General features: G+C 64.9%; 16 protein-coding genes and 1 pseudogene. 8 read left to right on the top strand and 9 right to left on the bottom strand.

The features are described 5' to 3' along the window. Positions 1-194: 194 nt before the first annotated feature. Positions 195-1,031, top strand: coding sequence for an alpha/beta fold hydrolase (locus BMZ69_RS28120; RefSeq protein WP_092163207.1), 837 nt, complete (start codon positions 195-197; stop codon positions 1,029-1,031). Positions 1,032-1,128: 97 nt separating this feature from the next. Here the strand turns inward: BMZ69_RS28120 and BMZ69_RS28115 are convergent, their stop codons facing one another. Continuing rightward, the gene (locus BMZ69_RS28115) at positions 1,129-2,562 is read right to left on the bottom strand and encodes a coniferyl aldehyde dehydrogenase (protein WP_348272507.1); all 1,434 of its coding nucleotides are present in this window, start codon (positions 2,560-2,562) and stop codon (positions 1,129-1,131) included. An 88-nt stretch (positions 2,563-2,650) separates the two neighbouring features. Next, positions 2,651-3,889 carry an NADH:flavin oxidoreductase/NADH oxidase family protein gene (locus BMZ69_RS28110; protein ID WP_092163204.1) on the bottom strand — a complete coding sequence of 413 codons (1,239 nt, stop codon included), beginning with the start codon at positions 3,887-3,889 and terminating at the stop codon, positions 2,651-2,653. A gap of 85 nt (positions 3,890-3,974) precedes the next feature. Between BMZ69_RS28110 and BMZ69_RS28105 the strand changes: the two genes are divergently transcribed. Both BMZ69_RS28105 and BMZ69_RS28100 read left to right on the top strand, forming a co-directional pair. Continuing rightward, on the top strand, positions 3,975-4,457 hold the full coding sequence (locus tag BMZ69_RS28105) for a MerR family transcriptional regulator (RefSeq protein WP_092163202.1): 483 nt from the start codon (positions 3,975-3,977) through the stop codon (positions 4,455-4,457). 6 nt (positions 4,458-4,463) lie between these two features. Then, positions 4,464-5,468, top strand: a pseudogene (locus BMZ69_RS28100) (NADP-dependent oxidoreductase). Positions 5,469-5,507: 39 nt separating this feature from the next. On the opposite strand, the gene BMZ69_RS28090 reads toward BMZ69_RS28100, so the two are convergent. From BMZ69_RS28090 to BMZ69_RS28060, 7 genes are all read right to left on the bottom strand, one after another. Then, complete coding sequence (locus tag BMZ69_RS28090) at positions 5,508-6,191, bottom strand: type 1 glutamine amidotransferase domain-containing protein (RefSeq protein WP_092163195.1); 684 nt, start codon at positions 6,189-6,191, stop codon at positions 5,508-5,510. Positions 6,192-6,470: 279 nt separating this feature from the next. Continuing rightward, positions 6,471-8,450, bottom strand: coding sequence for an aconitase family protein (locus tag BMZ69_RS28085; RefSeq protein WP_092163194.1), 1,980 nt, complete (start codon positions 8,448-8,450; stop codon positions 6,471-6,473). Between the two features lie 6 nt (positions 8,451-8,456). Beyond that, the gene (locus BMZ69_RS28080) at positions 8,457-9,308 is read right to left on the bottom strand and encodes an ABC transporter permease (RefSeq protein ID WP_092163193.1); all 852 of its coding nucleotides are present in this window, start codon (positions 9,306-9,308) and stop codon (positions 8,457-8,459) included. 4 nt (positions 9,309-9,312) lie between these two features. Then, positions 9,313-10,161 (bottom strand): ABC transporter ATP-binding protein, encoded by an 849-nt coding sequence (locus BMZ69_RS28075; RefSeq protein WP_092163192.1) that lies wholly within the window; start codon positions 10,159-10,161, stop codon positions 9,313-9,315. 8 nt (positions 10,162-10,169) lie between these two features. Next, on the bottom strand, positions 10,170-11,216 hold the full coding sequence (locus BMZ69_RS28070; protein WP_092163190.1) for an ABC transporter substrate-binding protein: 1,047 nt from the start codon (positions 11,214-11,216) through the stop codon (positions 10,170-10,172). 20 nt (positions 11,217-11,236) lie between these two features. After that, positions 11,237-12,388, bottom strand: coding sequence for a CaiB/BaiF CoA transferase family protein (locus BMZ69_RS28065; protein ID WP_244543588.1), 1,152 nt, complete (start codon positions 12,386-12,388; stop codon positions 11,237-11,239). Further along, positions 12,385-13,308, bottom strand: coding sequence for a hydroxymethylglutaryl-CoA lyase (locus tag BMZ69_RS28060; protein ID WP_092163189.1), 924 nt, complete (start codon positions 13,306-13,308; stop codon positions 12,385-12,387). The genes BMZ69_RS28065 and BMZ69_RS28060 overlap by 4 nt, the downstream gene beginning before the upstream one ends. 134 nt (positions 13,309-13,442) lie before the next feature. On the opposite strand from BMZ69_RS28060, the gene BMZ69_RS28055 reads away from it, so the two are divergent. The 5 genes from BMZ69_RS28055 to BMZ69_RS28035 all read left to right on the top strand — a co-directional run bounded on the left by BMZ69_RS28055 (position 13,443) and on the right by BMZ69_RS28035 (position 18,858). Continuing rightward, positions 13,443-14,330: a GntR family transcriptional regulator gene (locus BMZ69_RS28055; protein ID WP_092163187.1), complete on the top strand. Its 888-nt coding sequence runs from the start codon at positions 13,443-13,445 to the stop codon at positions 14,328-14,330. 375 nt (positions 14,331-14,705) lie between these two features. Further along, a complete protein-coding gene (locus tag BMZ69_RS28050) occupies positions 14,706-15,737 on the top strand; it encodes an ABC transporter substrate-binding protein (protein WP_092163186.1) in 1,032 nt (343 codons plus the stop codon). Between the two features lie 96 nt (positions 15,738-15,833). Further along, positions 15,834-16,892, top strand: coding sequence for an ABC transporter ATP-binding protein (locus BMZ69_RS28045; RefSeq protein WP_092163184.1), 1,059 nt, complete (start codon positions 15,834-15,836; stop codon positions 16,890-16,892). Continuing rightward, on the top strand, positions 16,889-18,064 hold the full coding sequence (locus BMZ69_RS28040) for an ABC transporter permease (protein WP_092163183.1): 1,176 nt from the start codon (positions 16,889-16,891) through the stop codon (positions 18,062-18,064). Before BMZ69_RS28045 ends, BMZ69_RS28040 begins: the two co-directional genes overlap by 4 nt. Further along, positions 18,061-18,858 (top strand): ABC transporter permease, encoded by a 798-nt coding sequence (locus BMZ69_RS28035; protein ID WP_092163181.1) that lies wholly within the window; start codon positions 18,061-18,063, stop codon positions 18,856-18,858. Before BMZ69_RS28040 ends, BMZ69_RS28035 begins: the two co-directional genes overlap by 4 nt. Positions 18,859-18,860 lie beyond the last annotated feature (2 nt).

Here is an 18,860-nt window from a genome sequence, read left to right as displayed (position 1 = left end):
CTGGCCGCCGGAACGCGACAACCGCCGCTTGACCTTCAACATAGGTTTAATCTTACGCTCGGCCCCGCCATGTTTGATGGACTGGAAGCGCCGGATGCTGAGGTCCCGCCCAGAGGGCCCCTGTGCCGGCCGCAGTCGCAAGTTTTCGAAGTTGAGCCTGTTTGATCCAGTCACCTGCAGGAAGGAGAGCAGCCATGCCATTCGTCACCACCCGCGACGGGACCGAGATCTTCTACAAGGATTGGGGGCCGAGGGACGCGCAGCCCATCCATTTCCACCATGGCTGGCCGCTCAGCGCCGATGACTGGGACAACCAGATGCTGTTCTTCCTCAAGGAAGGCTTTCGCGTCGTTGCCCATGACAGGCGTGGGCACGGCCGCTCTGCGCAGGTCAGCGACGGGCATGACATGGATCACTATGCGGCCGACGCTTCGGCGGTCGCCGAACATCTCGACCTCAGGAATGCCATCCATATCGGCCATTCGACCGGCGGCGGGCAGGTCGCGCGCTATATCGCACAGCACGGCCAGCCTCAGGGCCGCGTCGCCAAAGGGGTGCTGGTCAGTGCCGTGCCGCCGCTGATGGTCAAGACGGCCAGCAATCCGGACGGCACGCCGATCGAGGTTTTCGACGGTTTCCGGGCGGCCTTGGCGGCCAACAGGGCGCAGTTCTTCATCGACGTCCCGGCGGGGCCGTTCTACGGCTACAACCGTCCGGGCGCCAAGCCTTCGCAAGGGGTGATCGAGAATTGGTGGCGGCAGGGCATGATGGGCAGCGCCAAGGCGCATTACGAAGGCATCAAGGCCTTCTCCGAGACCGACCAGACCGAGGACCTGAAGGCGATCACCGTCCCGATGCTGGTCATGCAGGGCGACGACGACCAGGTCGTTCCCTACAAATGTGCGGCGATCATGCAGGACAAGCTGCTGCAGAACAGCACGCTGATCATCTATCCCGGCTTCTCGCACGGGATGCTCACCGTCAACGCCGATGTCGTCAACGCGGATCTGCTGAAGTTCATCCGCAGCTAGGCGCGGTCGCCATCGTCAAATCGGCGGCATTGCAGGGAGCCAGAATCTCTCTGCAATGCGCCCACGCACGCAGCCATTGTCGGCAACGCTGCTTGGCTCAGCGTCGGCCGAGCACGCTCGACAAGGCCAGATCCACCAGCCGGCCGAAAGGTGCCCTCAGCAAGCTCGGCAACGCCCACCGCCCCTGTTCGAACACGCCTTTCGCATGGCTCATGGCCCGGAAGCCCTCGATGCCGTGATAGGCGCCCATGCCGCTTGGGCCGACGCCGCCGAACGGCAGATCATCCTGCGCGACATGGATCATCGTGTTGTTGATGCCGACATTGCCGGAGGTCGTGCGCGCCAGCAGACTTGCGCAATCGGCATCCCGCTCGCCGAAATAATAGAGCGCCAGCGGACGGGTGCGCGCGTTCACGTACTCGATCACGTCGTCGATCGTCCGATAGGTCTGTACCGGTAGGATCGGGCCGAAGATTTCTTCCTGCATGACCGCCATATCGTCCGTGGCGCCCACGACCAGGGTCGGCGCGAGCGTGCGCGGTCGCGCGATGGCAGTCTTTGGCAGCGTGCCGGCCTCGATGACGCGAGCGCCGAGGCGCCGCGCATCGTCGATCAGCCCCTTCAGGCGCTCGTAGTGCCGATCATTGACGATCGAGGTGTAGTCGTCGCCTGTCGGCCCCGCCGGATAGGCGCGCGTGACGGCCGCGCCGAATTGTCCGACGAACGCTTCAACGTCGTCCTCATGCACGAGGGCGTAATCCGGGGCGACGCAGGTCTGCCCACTATTGGAGAGCTTGCCGAAGACGAGACTGCCGATCGTGCGTTCGTTGACATGGCCTTTTGCGACGATTGCGGGGCTCTTGCCGCCGAGCTCCAGCGTCACCGGCACGAGATTGTCGCTCGCCGCCTTCATGACCTTGCGGCCGACCGGCGTACTTCCAGTGAACAGCAGATGATCGAACGGCAGGCCGCTGAACGCGGCGCCGACCTGCGGCCCGCCGAGGACGACCGCGACCTCTTCCGCCGGGAAGACCGAGGCGAGCATCCGCTGCATCAGCTCGCTGGTCCGCGGCGTGAGCTCGGAGGGCTTCAGCATAGCGCGGTTGCCGGCGGCCAGAGCGGTCGCAAGCGGGATGAGCGTCAGGGAGATGGGGTAATTCCAGGGCGCCATCACGCCGATCACGCCCTTGGGCTGATAGTGCACATAGGCGCGACCCGAGCGGTAGAACAGATCGACATGGCGACGCTCGCGCTTCATGAAACGGCGCAGGTTTCGCGTGAGATAGTCGATCGACTGGACGACGCCGACCAGTTCCATGATCTCGGTCTCGTGACGGGAGCGGTGGCCGAAATCGGCGCTGACCGCATCGCCCAAAGCGCTGCGATGCGCGAGGACCACATCGCGCAGGCGCTTGAGGCGCTTCTTGCGCTCGCCAAGGCTGGGCGGCCCATCATTGAGAAAGGCGGCGCGCTGGCGTTCCAGCAGGCCTGCCATGTCGGCGAGGGGATCGAGGAGAGCCGGAACCGTCACGTTCATCTCACGAGTTTGTCTCGAGGATCGGTTTGGTCCTGGAGACGATGGGGGAGCGCGCCGGCGCTGGCCGGCGCGCGGCTTTCGTTCAGGCGGCCGAGCGCCGTTGCGCCATCCAGTGCCGGTATCGCCGGGTGTGTCGCCTGGCGGCCATCTGCGCGGTGATCAGCGCCCAGATCGGCGACACCTTCGGCGCTGTGCGCCGCCGGTCGCCGAGGCGCACGAGCTGGTATCGGACCGCTGCCATATGAGCCGCCGACGCGATCGGCTTGTTCTTCCAGGTGATCGGCTTCAGTGCGGGAGCGTCCGCCTGACCCTGCTTCCATTTGCGCGGAAGGCTCGGATCGATCGCGAGTGCGGTGGCGATCCCCGCCATGGCCACACCGCTGGCGACGACCTGCTCCGCGACCTCGCGCCGCCTGATCCCGCCGGTGACCATCAGAGGCATGGTCGCGACCGTGGCGATGTCGCGGGCGAATTCAAGAAAATACGCTTCGCGCGCGAGGGTACGCTCGTCCCGAGCCGAGCCCATCATCGCCGGCGCCTCATAGCTGCCGCCTGAGAGTTCGACGAGATCGACGCCGAGGGAATTGAGCATCACGACCACGGCCTGCGCATCCTCCGGGGAGAATCCGCCGCGTTGGAAGTCGGCGGAGTTGAGTTTGATCGAGACTGCAAAACCGGGAGCGACGACAGCGCGCACGCCGCGCACGATGTCGAGCAGCAGGCGTGCGCGGTTCTCCAAGCTGCCGCCCCAGCGGTCCTGCCGATGGTTCGACAAGGGGGATAGGAACTGGCTGAGCAGATAGCCGTGCGCCGCATGGATCTCCACGCCGGCAAACCCGGCCGCCTCGGCCAGGAGAGCGGTCTTCACGAAGCGCTGCTCGACCTCGGCGATATCGGCCTCCGTCATCTCGCGCGGCACCGGAAAGCGCTTCGACTGCGCGCCGAGGTCCAGCGCGATCGCGGACGGCGCCAGCGTCTCCTGACCCAGACCGGCAGGCATCTGCCGGCCGGGATGGTTGATCTGCATCCAGACCTGGCCGCCGCCCGAGCGGGCCGCATCGGCCCAGGCCTTGAAGCGGTCGAGATAGCGATCATCTTCCAGCACCACACCCGCCGGACCCGTCATGGCGCGGGCGTCGACCATGACGTTGCCGGTGATGATCAGCCCGGCCTCGCCATCGGCCCAGTTCTGGTACAGGCGGATGAGTTCGACCGACGGGGCATGATCATCGTCGGCCATGTTCTCTTCCATCGCCGCCTTGGCGATGCGGTTCGGGATAGTGGCGCCGTTGGGCAGGACAAGCGGGGAAAACAGGGACATCGGTCGCTCCTAGAAAGATTTGGACAGACCGTAACGTTTCAGTTAAGTTGAAGGTCAAGAGAATTTTTCACTGGGATTTGCGACCATGAACATCGGGGAACTGGCCAAGCGGACCGGCCTGACAAACTCGCGCATCCGCTTCTATGAGAGCGCGGGCCTCCTGAAGACGGTAGACCGTCGTCCGAACGGCTACCGCACCTATTCGTCCGATGCGGTGCTCGTCCTCGAACTCATCACGACGGCGCAGAAGGCGGGCTTCACGCTCGACGAGATCCGCACGCTTCTCCCGAGCGACCTAGAGCGGTGGGAGCATGATGCGCTGCTCGATGCTCTCCGAAAGAAGGTCAGGGACATCGAGGCGCTGGAGCACCGGCTGGCTGAGAGCAAGGCGCAGCTCGTGGGACTCATCGGCGACATCGAGGCGAAGCCCGGCGACATGGATTGCGCCGCCAATGCCCGCAGGGTTCTGTCGCGGATGCTCGGCAAGGCTGTCGACACGCCGACAGGCGCGGTCGACGACAAACCGGCCGGCAAGGCAATGCGGCGTCCTCGCGCCAGAGCGGTCTAACCTGCCATGCGCGCCTATATGATGACGGCTTACGGCAAGATTCCGGATGTCGTCCGGCTCCTCGACCTTCCTGACCCTGTGCCAGGGGCTGACGAGGTCGTCTGCGACATCAAGGCAGCCGCGCTCAATCCGATCGATCAGAAGACGATCGCCGGCGACCTGAAGCAGGTCATCCGATACGACCTGCCACACACCATTGGCTTCGACGCCAGCGGCACGGTGCGCGCCGTGGGATCGAACGTCACAGCCTTCAGGCCGGGCGACGAGGTCTTCGTGCGGGCCTCGCGCGAAACCATCGGAACCTTCCCCGAGAAGATCGCCCTGCCGCAATCCTTCTTCGCGCGCAAACCCGCGGCGCTCACGCATGTGGAAGCCGCCTCGCTCCCTCTGGTCGGCCTGACGACGGTGCAGGGACTGGTGGACCGGGCACGGGCGAAAGCCGGGCAGCGCATCCTGATCCATGCCGGCTCGGGCGGCGTCGGCACCTTCGCCATTCAGTATGCCAAGGCGCTCGGCCTGCATGTCACCACGACGACGAGCAGCAGGAACGCCGAATTCGTCCGCGCGCTCGGGGCCGACACCATCATAGCCTATGACAAGCAGGACTACCTCACCGAGCCCGGCGATTACGACATCGTCTTCGATACGCTGGGCGGCGCCTTCACGCTCGATGCGTTCAAGGTGGCGCGGCGCGGCGGCTCGGTCGTCTCGATCGTCGGCCCGCCGGACCGTTAGTTCGCGGACCAGATCGGAGCCAATCCGCTGATCCGGCTCGTCATGTGGTTCATGGCACGGCGCGTCTTCGCGACCAGCCGGAAGACTGGCGTTTCCTATTATCGCTTCCTGACCGAGTCCGATGGCGCGCAGCTCGCCGGGATCGCTCGTCTCGTCGATGAGGACCGTATAAAGCCTGTGATCGATCAGGTCTTCCCGTTCGAGAGCTTGCCGGCCGCTTTCGCGCATCTGGGTACCGGCCGGGCGAAAGGAAAGGTCGTCCTGTCGATGACCTGATCCGAGGGCGGCCCATTCGCAAATGGAACGGCAACGCCATCAAAGAAGGCTCACGACTTTCTCTGACGTTGCCTTTGCCGACCACGGGTTTTGTCCGGTGACGAGGCGGCCGTCAACGACGGCATAGGAAACGAACGGCAGGAAGGCTTTTTCGTACAACGCTCCGCGCGCCTTCATCTCGGCCTCTGCATTGTAAGGCATCTTCTTCGCGACCCCGGCCAGCACCTCCTCCGTCCAGGAAAAGCCGGTGAGCCGCTTGCCGGCCACCAGCAGCTTGCCGTCGGACAGCCTCGTGTTCAGCAGGCCGCAATAGCCATGGCAGACCGCGGAGACGATCCCGCCGCGCTCCCAGATCGAGCGGGTGATGCGCTGTAAGCCTTCGCTGTCCGGAAAATCCCACATGACCGCATGGCCGCCGGTAAAGTAGATCGCATCGAAGTCCGTCGGGTCGATCTCGTCAGGTCCGGCCGTCGCTTGTAAAAGAGCCGTGCGGCTCGGATCATCCAGCCAGGCTTTCGCCGAGGCGTCCAGAAGCGGCCATTTGAGGGCGCGGGGTTCGAGGGGCGAGCCACCGCCCTTCGGACTCATGATCGTCTGACCGTAGTCCTTCACCGCGAAGACGTCGTAGGCGTGGGTCAGCTCCGACAGCCACAGGCCGGTCGGCTGGGTCGGATCGGCATAGTGGGCAACATTGCTGACGACATGGAGGATGCGTTTGGCCATTTGCTAACCTCCTCGCGCATACGTCGCGACTCTGGGTCAAAACCGTCAGCTAAGCAGGTGGTTGCACCCTCCGATATCGCCATGGGCAGCTTCTCAGAGCAAGCGCACGACAGCCCGGCTAGCTCTCTGGCCTGCAACAAGATCCGTTTCGATCCGGCTGCCGTGCGCCAACTCCGGACATTGGACGGTTGCCAGGAAGCGGACATTGCACACGGCCCTTGCAGCTATGGGCGGACCAGTTGACGTCGATTGCTGTAGCGAGCCGCAAGCGCATAGCGATTAGTCATCATTCTGTCTTTGGACGTGACCGGGGGTGCCTAAGATCTGGCTCTGCAACCGCCCGAATGAGACAATCTCGCCGGCAATGGCGCTGGCGGCAACAGTCGGCGGACTTGCCAGCCAGACCTGGCCGGGGCCGGAGCGGCCGGGGAAGTTGCGGTTGATCGCGCTGATCGTCACCTCGTCCGCCAGCGAAGACACCCCCGGCCCACATTGTGCGCAGGCGCCGCAGGCGGGATTGAGGATCTGAGCGCCGACACGCCTGAACGTGTCGAGATAACCGCGTTCCTCGCAATAGCGCCGCACGGCGACGGTGCCGAACTGCAGATAGAAGGTGACGTTGTCCGGGACTTTCAGCCCGCGCGCAGCCGCCCAGTGCAGAACCTCGTGATACTGGTCGAAATCCTCGCGCTTGCCCGCCGTGCAGGAGCCGCCATAGGCGATGCCGACTGGGACGGGTGTGGTGAGTTCGTCGCACGAAACGCCATTGCCGGGGTCGCCCGGCGCCGCGAGCATAGGCGTCAAGGCCGAGCAGTCCAGCGTCAGCTCTGCGGCATAGGGCGCGCCGGGATCGCTCGCCATCCAGTCCTCGATCACGACCTCATTCCCGCGCCGCTCGCGGATGAAGCGGGCGGTCTCGGCATCGGGGGCGACGATTCCGGTGAAGCCGCCAAGCTCCGCCGTCATGTTGGTCAGCGTCGTGCGTTCGTCGATCGACATCGCCGACACGACCGGCCCGGCGAACTCGAAGACGCGGCCGAGCCCGAGCCCGGCCCGGATCCGTGGCTCGGCGAGCAGCTTGAGGACGACGTCCTTGGCCGTTACGCCCGGCGGCAGGTTGCCCTCGAGGCGGACCAGCAACGCTTCCGGGACAGTGAGCCGGATCGCGCCGGTCATGAACGCATTGGCCATGTCGGTCGTGCCGACGCCGAAGGCGAGGCAGCCGAGCGCGCCCGAATGCGGGGTATGCGAGTCGGTGCCGACGCAGATCTCGCCGGGAACGGCATAGGCCTCGGCCATCAGCGCGTGCGAGATGCCTTCCGAACCTTCCTCGCCGGCGAGATGGCCGTGATCCTTCAGGCCGTAGTCGCGGGCGAAGGCGCGATGCCCGTCGGAGAGCCGGCGGATCGCCGGCAGCAGGTTCTGCCGCCGATGCGTCGGCGAGCGATGCGCATAGGCGTTGTGATCCTCGAAGCAGAGGATCGTGTCCGGCTCGTGCAACGCGAGCGGCCGGCCATAGCAGCGATGCAGCATATGCGCCGCCATCGCCGTGTAGATCTCGTGGATGAAGCGAAAGCGGGCCCTCACGAAGCCGCCGCTGCCCGGCTCGGCGTCCCATCGGCGGCCAGGCTCGGCGAGGAGATGGCGCGCGATGATCTTCTGGACGAGTGTTCGCGGCGCCGCGCCATCCGGCGACGATGCCGGTCTCGCATCGGCCAGATGGGCCCTGCCGTATTCGAGCAGGCCGCCGGCGGCGAGAATCCGGGCCGCGAGTTCGTCGCGGCCCTGCAGCAAATCGGTGAGCGGAATGGCTTCGCCGGCCCGGATGCCGTCGAGCAGGCCGAGATCGGTCGAGGTGAACAGCCCGATATTGTCGCAGTTCTGGCGGTAGATCCGCTCGAAGCTCTCGGCGATGACGAGCTGGATTCCGGCCGCGCGCTCGGCCAGGGGCGCATGCTCGCGCGATGAACCCTTGCCGTAGCGGCGACCGGCGACGAGGACGCCGAAGCCACCGAGGCGCAGGGCGTCAAGCGGGATCGGGTTGTCATCGCCGGCCCGGTAGCCGGTATGGGCATGCCGGCCGATCTCGTCGTCGAAATGCACCAGCGAGGGCAGCGGCGTGATCTCGTCGGTCGAGACGTCGTCGCGCAGGATGCCGGCGGCCGCGCGATCGATGTCCTCGCCCTGCAACTGCCGGCGAACGATCCTGGCATCGCCCGACAGGAACAGCACCCGGCCGTCGAAGCGGATCGCTTGCATGACCGGTCAGGCCTGGGCTTCGAATTGCGGCTGCCAGCGCAGCAGATAGCTCTGCAACTGCCTGACGATGGTCGCGAGCAGGATGCCGACGACCATCATCGCGAAGATCGCGACCATCATCTCGGCGGCGTTGGCCCGCGCCTCGGCCTCGATGATCAGCTTGCCGAGACCGCGCTCGGCTCCGATGAACTCGCCGACGATGACGCCGATCAGAGCGAAGGAGACCGCCGGGGTCAGCGAGGCGAACACCCAGGCCAGCGCCGAGGGGATCACGACCGTGCGCAGCACCGTCATCTCGGACGCACCGAGCAGCCGTGCCGCGGCGATCTGGTCGCGATCGACGGCGCGCGTGCCCTCGAAGGTATTGAAGAAGACCACGAAGAACACGACGATCCAGGCCGTGACGATTTTCGACATGTCGCCGAGGCCGAACATCAGGATGATCAGCGGCACCAGCGCGATACGCGGGATCGAGTTCATCGCCACGACATAGGGCTGGAAGATGCGCGATAGATAATCGGAGCGCCCGAGGATCAGCCCGCAGGCCACGCCTGACACGGTGCCGAAGACGAAGCCCCACCACATGTTCTTCAACGTGACCAGTAGCGCCAGCCAGAGATTGTTGTCGTTGCGGGCAAAGCAGGCACCGAAGCCGGCCGCATCGCCGAAGCAGCTCAGCTTCAGGAAGCTCGTCCAGATCATCGACGGCTTGGAGATGAAATAGGGATCGAGGATGCCGGGCACGAGTGGCTTGAGTGCAGCGACGGCGCGCAGGCTCCAGCCCCATTCCCAGATCGAGAGGACGATGACCAGGATCGCGACCTGCCAGGCGACGACCTTCGCGGAGGAATGTTTCATCTAATCACTCCGCCTTGGTCCGCCGGAACTCTTCGCCGAGCGAATGCCAGATATGGGAGTAGAGCCTGCCGAACTCGGCGCTCTCGCGCAGCGAGACCGCGTCGCGCGGCCGGGCGAACGGCACCTCGAAATCCTCCTTGAGTCGGCCGGGCCGCGCCGAGAGCAGGATGATCCGGCTCGCCAGGGTCAATGCCTCGCCGAGGTCATGCGTCACGAACAGCACCGTCTGGCGCTCGCGCTCCCAGATCTCGAGCAGCGTCTTGTGCATTTCGAGCTTGGTGTGCGTGTCGAGCGCCCCGAACGGCTCGTCCATCAGCAGGATCTCGGGCTCCATGATCAGCGTGCGCATCAGCGCGACGCGCTGGCGCATGCCGCCCGAGAGCATGCGCGGGAACTTTGCCCCGAAGCCGCCGAGCCCGGCGGTCTCGATCGCCCGCGCGAGCTTGGCCTTGCGCTCGGCCTTGTCGACGCCGGCGATTTCGAGGCCGTAGCCGATATTGGCCTCGACCGTCCGCCAGGGGAACACGGTGTCGCGCTGGAAGACGTAGCCGACCTTGCGATTGACGTCGCCATGGCGGACCTCGTCCGCATCGATCGCGATTTGCCCGCCGCTGCGCGGGATGAGGCCTGCGACCATGTTGAGGATGGTGCTCTTGCCGCAGCCGGACGGACCGAGCAGCGCGACGAACTCGCCCTGCTTGACCTCGAAGGAGACGTCATCGACCGCCTTGACCCCGGCTTCGCCGGACCCGTAGCGCTTGTCGAGATTCCGGACGGTGATGCGGACGCGTTCTCGCGCCGGCTCCGCCTGCGCGAGCGGGGTGTCAGGCCGGGTGCGTTGAGCCAGCGCCATGACCCCGCTCACCCGAACTTGGCGCGTGCGGCTTCAAGGAACGTCATGTCGACGATGTCCTCGTATTTCGCCGGCGGAATATCGGTCCCCTGGCGATACCAGACCTTGCCGCCGCGCTCGAAGGAGGCCTTGTCGATGCGCCCGTCATACTCCCAGGTCTGCTTGTCGAAGCCGAGCTCCGCCTTGACCGCATTGGGATCCTGGCCGCTGTAGAGCTTCTCGCCGACCAGTGCGTAGACCTCGTCGACCGGCGTCGCCTTGACCCATTTCATCCCCTGATACATCGCGTTGACGAAGGCCTGGACCTTGGCCTTCTCCTGCTCGCAGGTCTCCGTCAGGGCGTAGAGGACGAGGACGGGCACGGTGCCGCCATAGGCGGAGACGAAGACGCCGGGCTTGGAGGTGTCGAAGATCGCCTTGCCGAAGCCCTTCGCCTCCGACTCCACCACCCAGCCGGGCGGCGCGATGATCGCATCGAACTGCTTGGTCTCGAGCCCGGGCAGCATGGTGTTCAGCCCGCCGCCGGCGACCCAGGTCACCTTGTCGCCCAGCCCCTTCGACTCGAAGGTGTAGGTTCCGTACATCCAGGTCCCGGAGCCGATCGCGGTGGCGGCGATGACGGGCTTGCCACCGTTCGGTCGCTTGTAGGCCGCTAGCTTCTCGACGCTGTCGATGCCGGCATCGAACAGGTCCTTGCGGACGACGACGTTGGCGATCGACGAGATCATCTGCGTCGCCATGATGATCTTGCAGGGCTTGCCGCGCGTCGAGAGCTGCAGCGGGTGGCTCGCATCGCCATGGGCGAACAGCGCCTGGCCTGCCGCGAGCGTCTGGCGGCCATGGGTGCCGGCATTGCCGACGACGAGCTTGAGCTCGAGCTTCTCGGTCTTGAAGAAGCCGCGCGCTTCGGCGATCGCGCCCAGCGCATAGACTGCGGTCTGCGGTCCATAGGCGAGCGAAGCCGTCGCCGACTGGGCGCGGCCAACGGCGGGAGAAAGGCCGGCGATCGCGAGGCTACCGCCCCCCGCCAGCAAATCTCGACGTGTGATCTCCATGCTGTCCTCCCTGGATCGTGTCAGTTTGCGGTGCCGGTTTTCCGGTCTTGCAACTCTGCCAGCACCTCGTCGGTGTGCTGGCCGATGGTCGGCGGATCGCGCCGCTTCTTCAGGCGGTGACCGTCGAAGGTGAAGGGCAGCGCCGGGGTCTTGACGGTGTGGCCGTTGTTCAAGGTCAGTTCGAGCAGCCCGCCCGAGGCGTTGAGATGCGGATCGTCGAACAGATCGCCCGGCTTGTTCACCGGAGCGAAGGGCAGCCCCAGCCGCTCCAGAATGGGGCTGATCTCGGCGATGTCGTACCCCGCCACGATCGACCTGATCTCGGGGATGATCCAGCCGCGATTGTCGACGCGGCCCTGGCCGGTCAGGAGCCGCGGATCGCCGAGCCAGGCCTCGCGGCCGAAGGTCCGGCAGAACGCCTCCCAATGTTCCTCGCCGACGATCGAGATGAAAATCTTGTCACCGCTCCTGGTGTCGAAGAGGTCGTAGACCGGCCAGGGCGACTCCTTCACCGACCAGGGCACGGAGCGCTCCCCGGTCACGCTCTCGAACATCATCGCCTGGGCCATCAGGAAGACGTTGTTCTCGAACAGCGCGCTCTGGATGTAGCTACCCTGGCCGGTGCGCTCGCGCTGGGCCAGTGCCGCCTGGATCGCGATCACCCCGAACATGCCGCCCATGATGTCGTTGACGGAGGCGCCGGCGCGCATCGGCTTGCCGGGAAGCCCCGTCATATAGGCGAGGCCGCCCATCATCTGGACGACTTCGTCGAGAGCGAGGCGGTTCTCGTAGGGGCCCGGCAGATAGCCCTTCAGCGAGCAGTAGATCAGCCGCGGTGAATCGGGGGCGAGCGTCTCGTAGTCGAGGCCGTACCTCGCCAGCAATCCCGGCCGGAAATTCTCGATCAGCACGTCGGCGCCGAGGATCAGCTCGCGCGCCGTCTCGCGCCCCTCAGGCGTCGCGGTGTCGATGACGACGCTGCGCTTGTTGCGGCTGTAGGTGTTGAAGAAGCCGGATGCGACGCTCTTGAAGAAGCGCGTCCGATCGCCCTTCGGCGGCTCGACCTTGATTACGTCAGCCCCGAGATCGGCGAGGATCATCCCGCAGGACGGCCCCATCACCATCTGCGAGAATTCGATGACGCGAACCCCTTCGAGCGGCAGCGGGCTCACGCTGCGACTCCATAGATCTTCGGCAGGCCGGCCTCGCGGACATGACTGCGGATACGCTCCTCGGGCAATGCGTCGGCGAGGATCTCGGTCGCGACGAGCAGGCGTTCCAGGTCGATGCCAGTCCGCAGACCCATCTGCTCCAGCATGAAGACCAGATCCTCGGTCGCGATGTTGCCAGAGGCGCCGGGCGCGAAGGGACAGCCGCCGAGCCCACCGCAAGCGGCGTCAAACGTGGTGACGCCGACCTCCAGCCCGGCCAGCACATTGGCGAGGCCGAGCCCCATCGTGTCGTGGAAGTGCAGTCGGATCGGCATGTCCGGGCCGACCGCGCCGCGGACCGTCTTGACGAGCGAGCGGACAAGCCGTGGATCGGCATAGCCGACCGTATCGGCAAGGCCGATCTCGTCGACGCCGTGCCGGGCCAGCGCCTCGGCGACATGACAGACGTCGCGTTCGGCGACGCGGCCTTCGAGCGAGCAGCCGAAGGCGGTCGGGATGCCGCCCATGACATGGGGCGCCTCGGCCTGTGCCTTCGCCTGCGCGACGATGGCGCCGACGATCTCCGCCTGCTCATCGCGCGTGCGCCTTGTATTGGCCATGCTGTGGCTGTGGCTGGCCGAGACGATGCAATAGAGCATCTGCGCCCCAGCCACGATCGCCCGCTCGGCGCCCTTGGCGTTCGGCGCTAGCGCGCCGACCCGCCATTGCGCGTCGGCAGCGCGCGCGGTTTGCACCATCTCCGCCGCATCGGCGAATTGCGGGAAGGCCTGCGGCGGTACGAAGCTGGTCGCATCGATCTCGCCGAAGCCGCAGCGCGCCAACGCCTCGATCCAGTCCCGCTTCGTCTGCGTCGGCATCACCTGACGCACCAGTTGCAACCCGTCGCGAGGGCCGACCTCGCAGATTTGGATATCGCGCATCGCCTACCCTAGAGCATTATTTTGTCATTTGTTGCTACAAAGTACAAAATCTGCAATCAGATTGTCAATTGCCTCTCGACGCCTACAGTCGCAGCGGCGAGTCAGCCGGGACGGACAGCGGGTACAGAGCCGGCATGAGCGACGGCATTTCAGCGTCACCGAAAGCGATCGAGCTCGCAGGCCAGATCGTCGAGATCGCGCGCAGCGAGAACATCCGGCGTGGCGAGCGGCTGTTCGAACATCGGCTCGCCAATCGTCTCGGCGTTTCGCGCGGTCCCGTCCGCGCCGCGCTGCGCTCGCTCGCCGAGGCCGGCCTGGCGGAAGCGGTTCCGAACAAAGGCTTCGTCCTCGCCCAAAGCCTCGATTCTGACGTCGCCTTGAAGGCCCTTAATGCAGGCGACCAGAGCGAGGCCCACTATCTCGCGATCGCCAAGGACCGGCTCGAAGGGCGCGTGCCCGATGTCGTCAGCGAGGCCGAGCTGATGCGCCGCTACGGCCTGAAGCGCGCCGAGTTGCTGCGCCTGCTCGACCGGATCGCGGCAGAAGGCTGGGTCGAGCGTCTGCGCGGCTATGGCTGGCGCTTCACGCAGACGCTCAACAGCCCGCTCGCCTATGCCCAGACCGGGCGCTTGCGCATGATGATCGAGCCTGGCGGCATCCTCGAGCCGACATTCCGCTGGAATGCCGAATTGATGGCTCCGGTGCGGGAACATCAGGAGCGTGTACGCAAGGATGGGCTGAAGGTCTTCACCCTGTCGGAGATGTTCCGCTTCGGCTGCGAGGTGCACGAAGCGATCGCAGAATGCTCCGGCAATGCGTTTCTGCTCGACGCGCTGCGGCGGCTCAACCGCATCCGTCGTCTCTTCGCCTACCGTTTCATTCCGGATCTGGAGATGGTCGAGCGGCACACGCAGGAGCATCTCCAGATCCTCGACCTGCTTGAACGAGACGATCGCGAGCAGGCCGCGGCGCTCATGCGAACTCATCTCCATTGGAGCGGCGGCGGTGACCAGATCGGCTAACGTTTGCGACGGTCGGCGTGCGCCATCTGCGGACGTTGACGCTCTGCCAGAATGCGGACCTGTTAAATCGTCAAGCGGCTTCCGCCACACCGAGAAGCCGTAGCGCGCCCCCGCCTTCAGGTCGAAGATCAATGTGATCACGCCAATCACAGTTGCCGCCGACATCCATACGGTAAACCGCCAAAACTTCTCACTGAGGTGATCATTTTTGATCCACCGTATCCAGGTACTAGCGGGACAGTGGTAGGCTCCGTGCTTGCTGGCGGTATTCCAGCTTGCCCTCGTCGTGATTGTGTGATCACATTGAACCGCACGGCGCCGTCGAAGCTGAATATGGGCGACCGAGATCGCGAAAACTCAACAAGGGGACAAACGATGAAAAAGCTCTTCGCCTCTCTCGTCGCATGCTCGGCCCTGATCGGCGGCGCGCAGGCGCGCGATCTCACCGTCGTATCATGGGGCGGCAACTATCAGGACGCGCAGAAGAAAATCTATTTTGAGCCCTTCGCCAAGCTGACCGGCAAGCCGCTGCTCGATGAGAGCTGGGATGGCGGTTATGGCGTGGTTCAGGCCAAGGTGAAGGCCGGCGTTCCGAACTGGGATGCGGTGCAGGTGGAAGCGGAAGAGCTGGCGCTGGGTTGCGCGGACGGCATTTATGAGAAGATCGACTGGTCGAAGCTCGGCGGCAAAGAGGGCTTCCTGTCAGCCGCGGTCAGCGATTGCGGCGTCGGCGCGATCGTATGGTCCACCGGTATTGCCTATGACGGCGCCAAGCTGGCGGATGCCCCGAAGTCCTGGGCAGATTTCTGGAACGTACAGAAGTTCCCCGGCAAGCGCGGCCTGCGCAAGGGCGCGAAATATGCACTTGAGTTCGCGCTGTTGGCCGATGGCGTCCCGGCGGCTGATATCTACAAGACGCTGGGCACGCCACAAGGCGTCGACCGCGCCTTCAAGAAGCTCGACCAGATCAAGCCGCATCTGGTGTGGTGGGAAGCCGGCGCGCAGCCGCTGCAACTCCTGTCTTCGGGCGAGGTGGTGATGACAGCGGCCTATAATGGCCGCATCACCGGTATCAATCGCACCGAAGGCAAGAAGTTCGGCTTCGTGTTTCCGGGCAGCATTTACGCGGTCGACAGCTGGGTGGTGCTGAAGGGCAGCCCGAACAAGGATGCGGCCATGGATTTCATCGCCTTCGCCAGCAAGCCGGATAATCAGTCGAAGCTGCCGGAATACATCGCATACGGTCTGCCCAACCTGGCGGCGGCCAAGATGGTTCCTGAAAAATTCCAGACGGAACTGCCGACGACGCCGGCAAATCTCGAAGGAGCGATGCCGCTCAATGCGAACTTCTGGACCGACAATTCGGAAGCGCTGACCCAGCGCTTCAATGCCTGGCTTGCCCAATAGGCGATGCGGGGCGGGGCGTGGTTGCAGGCGCCCCGCACCTCGATTCATACCGATCGCGGATCGGCAGGAGCTTTCCGGGGCCTGTCAGGATTTTAGATGACGCAACCGTTCATCGGCTTTGAAAAAGTCAGCAAGGTTTTCGGGGCGCTGACGGTCGTGGACCAGCTCGACCTTGCGATCCATGAAGGCGAATTCGTCAGCATGCTTGGACCCTCCGGGTCCGGCAAGACGACGATTCTGATGATGCTGGCCGGCTTCGAGGCGCCGAGCAGCGGCAAGATCAGCGTCGCGGGTCGTCAGGTCGACCAGCTTCCTCCGCACAAGCGCAACATGGGCGTGGTGTTCCAGAACTACGCCTTGTTTCCGCATATGAGCGTCGCCGACAACATTGCCTTCCCCCTGAGCATGCGGGGCGTGGCAAAAGCCGAATCTGACCAGCGCGTCCGCCGCGCGCTCGACATGGTGCAACTGGGTGCGCTCAGCGACCGCCGCCCCAGCCAGTTGTCCGGCGGACAGCAGCAGCGCGTGGCGCTCGCCCGCGCGCTGGTTTTCGAGCCGCAGGTGGTCCTCATGGACGAACCGCTCGGCGCGCTCGATAAAAAGCTGCGCGAGCAGATGCAACTCGACATTCGCGATCTGCATCGCCGGCTGGGCCTGACCATCGTCTTCGTCACCCACGACCAGAGCGAGGCGCTGACGATGTCGGACCGGATCGCAGTGTTCAACCGCGGCAAGATCGAGCAGATCGGTACGCCGAACGAAATCTATGATCACCCGGCGACACGGTTCGTCGCGGAGTTCATAGGAGAAACGAATCTCATCCATGCAACGGCAGAGGCCGCCGATGGCGAGGTTTCGCGCGTCGTGCTGGCAAACGGCCAGTCTTTGTCGGTTGGGCGCAAGGCGCTGAAGCCAGGCGAGCAGGTCTGCCTGTCAGTGCGGCCAGAGCGGATCAAGCCGTCAGGCACACAGGAGAACCGCATCGCCGGAACCGTGCGTGATGTGGTCTATCACGGCGACCATTTGCGTCTGATCGTCGACGCAGCGGGCCAGACGGTCGTCCTGCGCTCCGAGCGCAGCGAGGCGGCACCGACCATTGGCGACGGCATCGAGATGAGCTTCTCGCCGCGTGATTGCTGGGTCGTCGCACGATGAGCCGGCGCCGCAGGTTGCCTGTTTCCCTGGCACTGATCGCGCCGCTCGGCCTTTTCCTGCTGATCTTTTTCGCAGCTCCGCTTTACACGATGATGTCGGCGGCGGTTTCGGATCCGATCGCCTCGCGGGCGCTGCCCGGGGTCGGCTCCGCGCTGGCTTCTTGGGACGGATCCGCTGCGCCCGGGCCCGATGCCCAGGCGGTCTTTGCGCGGGATATCCGAAGCATCGAGGACGATCAGCTTTTCGGCGATCTGGTTCGGCGGCTGAATAGCGCCAAGCCCGGCTTCCGGACGCTCATGTCGAAGACCCGTACGGCGCTGCGCGAGGACCTCAAGGCGAATGATCTCGTCGCAATCGACGAGCGTTGGAGCGATCCGGCGTACTGGCAAGCGGTCAAAACCGCGACGGCCTCCACCTTCACCGATCGCAACCTGCTCGCCGCCGTCGACCTGGAACGCTCGCCCGCAGGCGACATCCAGGCAATGCCTGCAGGCATTTCGGCCAATCGCACGACGCTTGCCCGCACCTTCGTCGTGTCGCTCCTGGTCACCATAGCCTGTCTGTTGATCGGCTTCCCTTACGCAATGATCGCCGCGTCGGTCGAAGGCTGGAAACGGCAACTGCTACTTGGGGCTGTCCTGCTGCCGCTATGGACCTCGCTGTTGGTGCGGACCGCAGCCTGGTTCATCCTGCTGCAGGACAACGGCTTGATCAATTCGGCGCTGATGGCGCTCGGATTGAGCTCCGGGCCGGTGCCGCTGATCTTCAACCGCACCGGCGTCGTCATCGCGATGACGCATGTGCTGCTGCCTTTCATGGTGCTGCCGATCTTCAGCGTCCTGATCGGGATTCCGAAGAATCTCATGCCTGCGGCGGCTTCGCTCGGCGCCGCGCCGATCCGGGCTTTCTGGAAGGTGCTGCTGCCCCTTTCCATGCGTGGGGTGGTGTCGGGCTCGCTCCTCGTCTTCATGAGCGCGCTTGGCTATTACATCACGCCGGCCCTGATCGGCGGCGCGCAAGACCAGATGATCTCATCGGTGATCGCCTATTATGCGACCGGCGCAGCCAACTGGGCGATGGCCGGCGCGCTCGGCATCGTTCTCCTGGCCGCGACGATAATCCTCTATACCCTCTACCTGCGGCTCGCCTCCGATCAGCAGGTCCAGCCATGAACGTGCTCGGCTTTTCGAAGGTCGTGTTCGGTCTGGCGGCGATGCTGTTCCTGCTGGCGCCGCTGGCGGCGATCCTGCCTTTGGCCTTCACCGACAGCGTGTTCCTCAACTACCCGATCGCCAGCTATTCGACACGCTGGTTCAACGAACTGGTGACGGCCGACGTCTGGCGGCGCTCGATCATCAACAGCCTGATCATCGGCTTTGGCACGACGGTCCTGGCTACGGTCCTCGGTACGTTGGCTGCGCTCGGCTTGCGCCGGCAGGAGGCGTCGTGGCTGTTCGCCTTTGCCCGAACCGCCTTTCTCCTGCCGATGGTCGTGCCGGCGGTGGTGCTGGGCGTCGGCCTGCAGCTGATGTTCGCCCGCTATAATCTCGCAAACTCCTACCTCGGGGTGATCATCGCGCACACGGTGATCGCGGTTCCGTTCGTCGTCATCAATGTGTCGGCCGTGCTACAGGCCATCGAGCCGCGGCTGGAGCAGGCGGCAGCGAGCCTCGGCGCCGCACCGCCGACCGTTCTGGCCCGCGTAACGCTGCCGCTCGCCGCGCCGGGCATCATTTCAGGCGCGGTCTTCGCCTTCGCGACGTCCCTTGACGAGGTGGTATTGACCTTGTTCGTCGCGGGCCCCAACCAGCGCACCCTGGCCCGCCAGATGTTCTCCTCGATCCGCGAGAACATCAGCCCTTCCATAGCTGCCGCCGCACTGATCTTCATCCTTGGAACAATCGCAGCGGCGACCGTTCTCAATGTGTTGCGGAGATATCGGAAGCCGGCTCGGGCCGTGTCGTGACG

Source organism: Allobosea sp. CRIB-10 (genome assembly GCF_900112185.1).
Taxonomy (GTDB): domain Bacteria; phylum Pseudomonadota; class Alphaproteobacteria; order Rhizobiales; family Beijerinckiaceae; genus Allobosea.
This window is presented reverse-complemented; position numbering and strand designations above follow the sequence as displayed.

Excerpts from the sequence above, each read along its gene's own strand:
- BMZ69_RS28120 (WP_092163207.1), top strand. The coding sequence starts at position 195 with ATGCCATTCGTCACCACCCGCGACGGGACCGAGATCTTCTACAAGGAT.
- BMZ69_RS28110 (WP_092163204.1), bottom strand. The coding sequence starts at position 3,889 with ATGTCCCTGTTTTCCCCGCTTGTCCTGCCCAACGGCGCCACTATCCCG.
- BMZ69_RS28105 (WP_092163202.1), top strand. The coding sequence starts at position 3,975 with ATGAACATCGGGGAACTGGCCAAGCGGACCGGCCTGACAAACTCGCGC.
- BMZ69_RS28090 (WP_092163195.1), bottom strand. The coding sequence starts at position 6,191 with ATGGCCAAACGCATCCTCCATGTCGTCAGCAATGTTGCCCACTATGCC.
- BMZ69_RS28085 (WP_092163194.1), bottom strand. The coding sequence starts at position 8,450 with ATGCAAGCGATCCGCTTCGACGGCCGGGTGCTGTTCCTGTCGGGCGAT.
- BMZ69_RS28080 (WP_092163193.1), bottom strand. The coding sequence starts at position 9,308 with ATGAAACATTCCTCCGCGAAGGTCGTCGCCTGGCAGGTCGCGATCCTG.
- BMZ69_RS28075 (WP_092163192.1), bottom strand. The coding sequence starts at position 10,161 with ATGGCGCTGGCTCAACGCACCCGGCCTGACACCCCGCTCGCGCAGGCG.
- BMZ69_RS28070 (WP_092163190.1), bottom strand. The coding sequence starts at position 11,216 with ATGGAGATCACACGTCGAGATTTGCTGGCGGGGGGCGGTAGCCTCGCG.
- BMZ69_RS28060 (WP_092163189.1), bottom strand. The coding sequence starts at position 13,308 with ATGCGCGATATCCAAATCTGCGAGGTCGGCCCTCGCGACGGGTTGCAA.
- BMZ69_RS28055 (WP_092163187.1), top strand. The coding sequence starts at position 13,443 with ATGAGCGACGGCATTTCAGCGTCACCGAAAGCGATCGAGCTCGCAGGC.
- BMZ69_RS28050 (WP_092163186.1), top strand. The coding sequence starts at position 14,706 with ATGAAAAAGCTCTTCGCCTCTCTCGTCGCATGCTCGGCCCTGATCGGC.
- BMZ69_RS28045 (WP_092163184.1), top strand. The coding sequence starts at position 15,834 with ATGACGCAACCGTTCATCGGCTTTGAAAAAGTCAGCAAGGTTTTCGGG.
- BMZ69_RS28040 (WP_092163183.1), top strand. The coding sequence starts at position 16,889 with ATGAGCCGGCGCCGCAGGTTGCCTGTTTCCCTGGCACTGATCGCGCCG.
- BMZ69_RS28035 (WP_092163181.1), top strand. The coding sequence starts at position 18,061 with ATGAACGTGCTCGGCTTTTCGAAGGTCGTGTTCGGTCTGGCGGCGATG.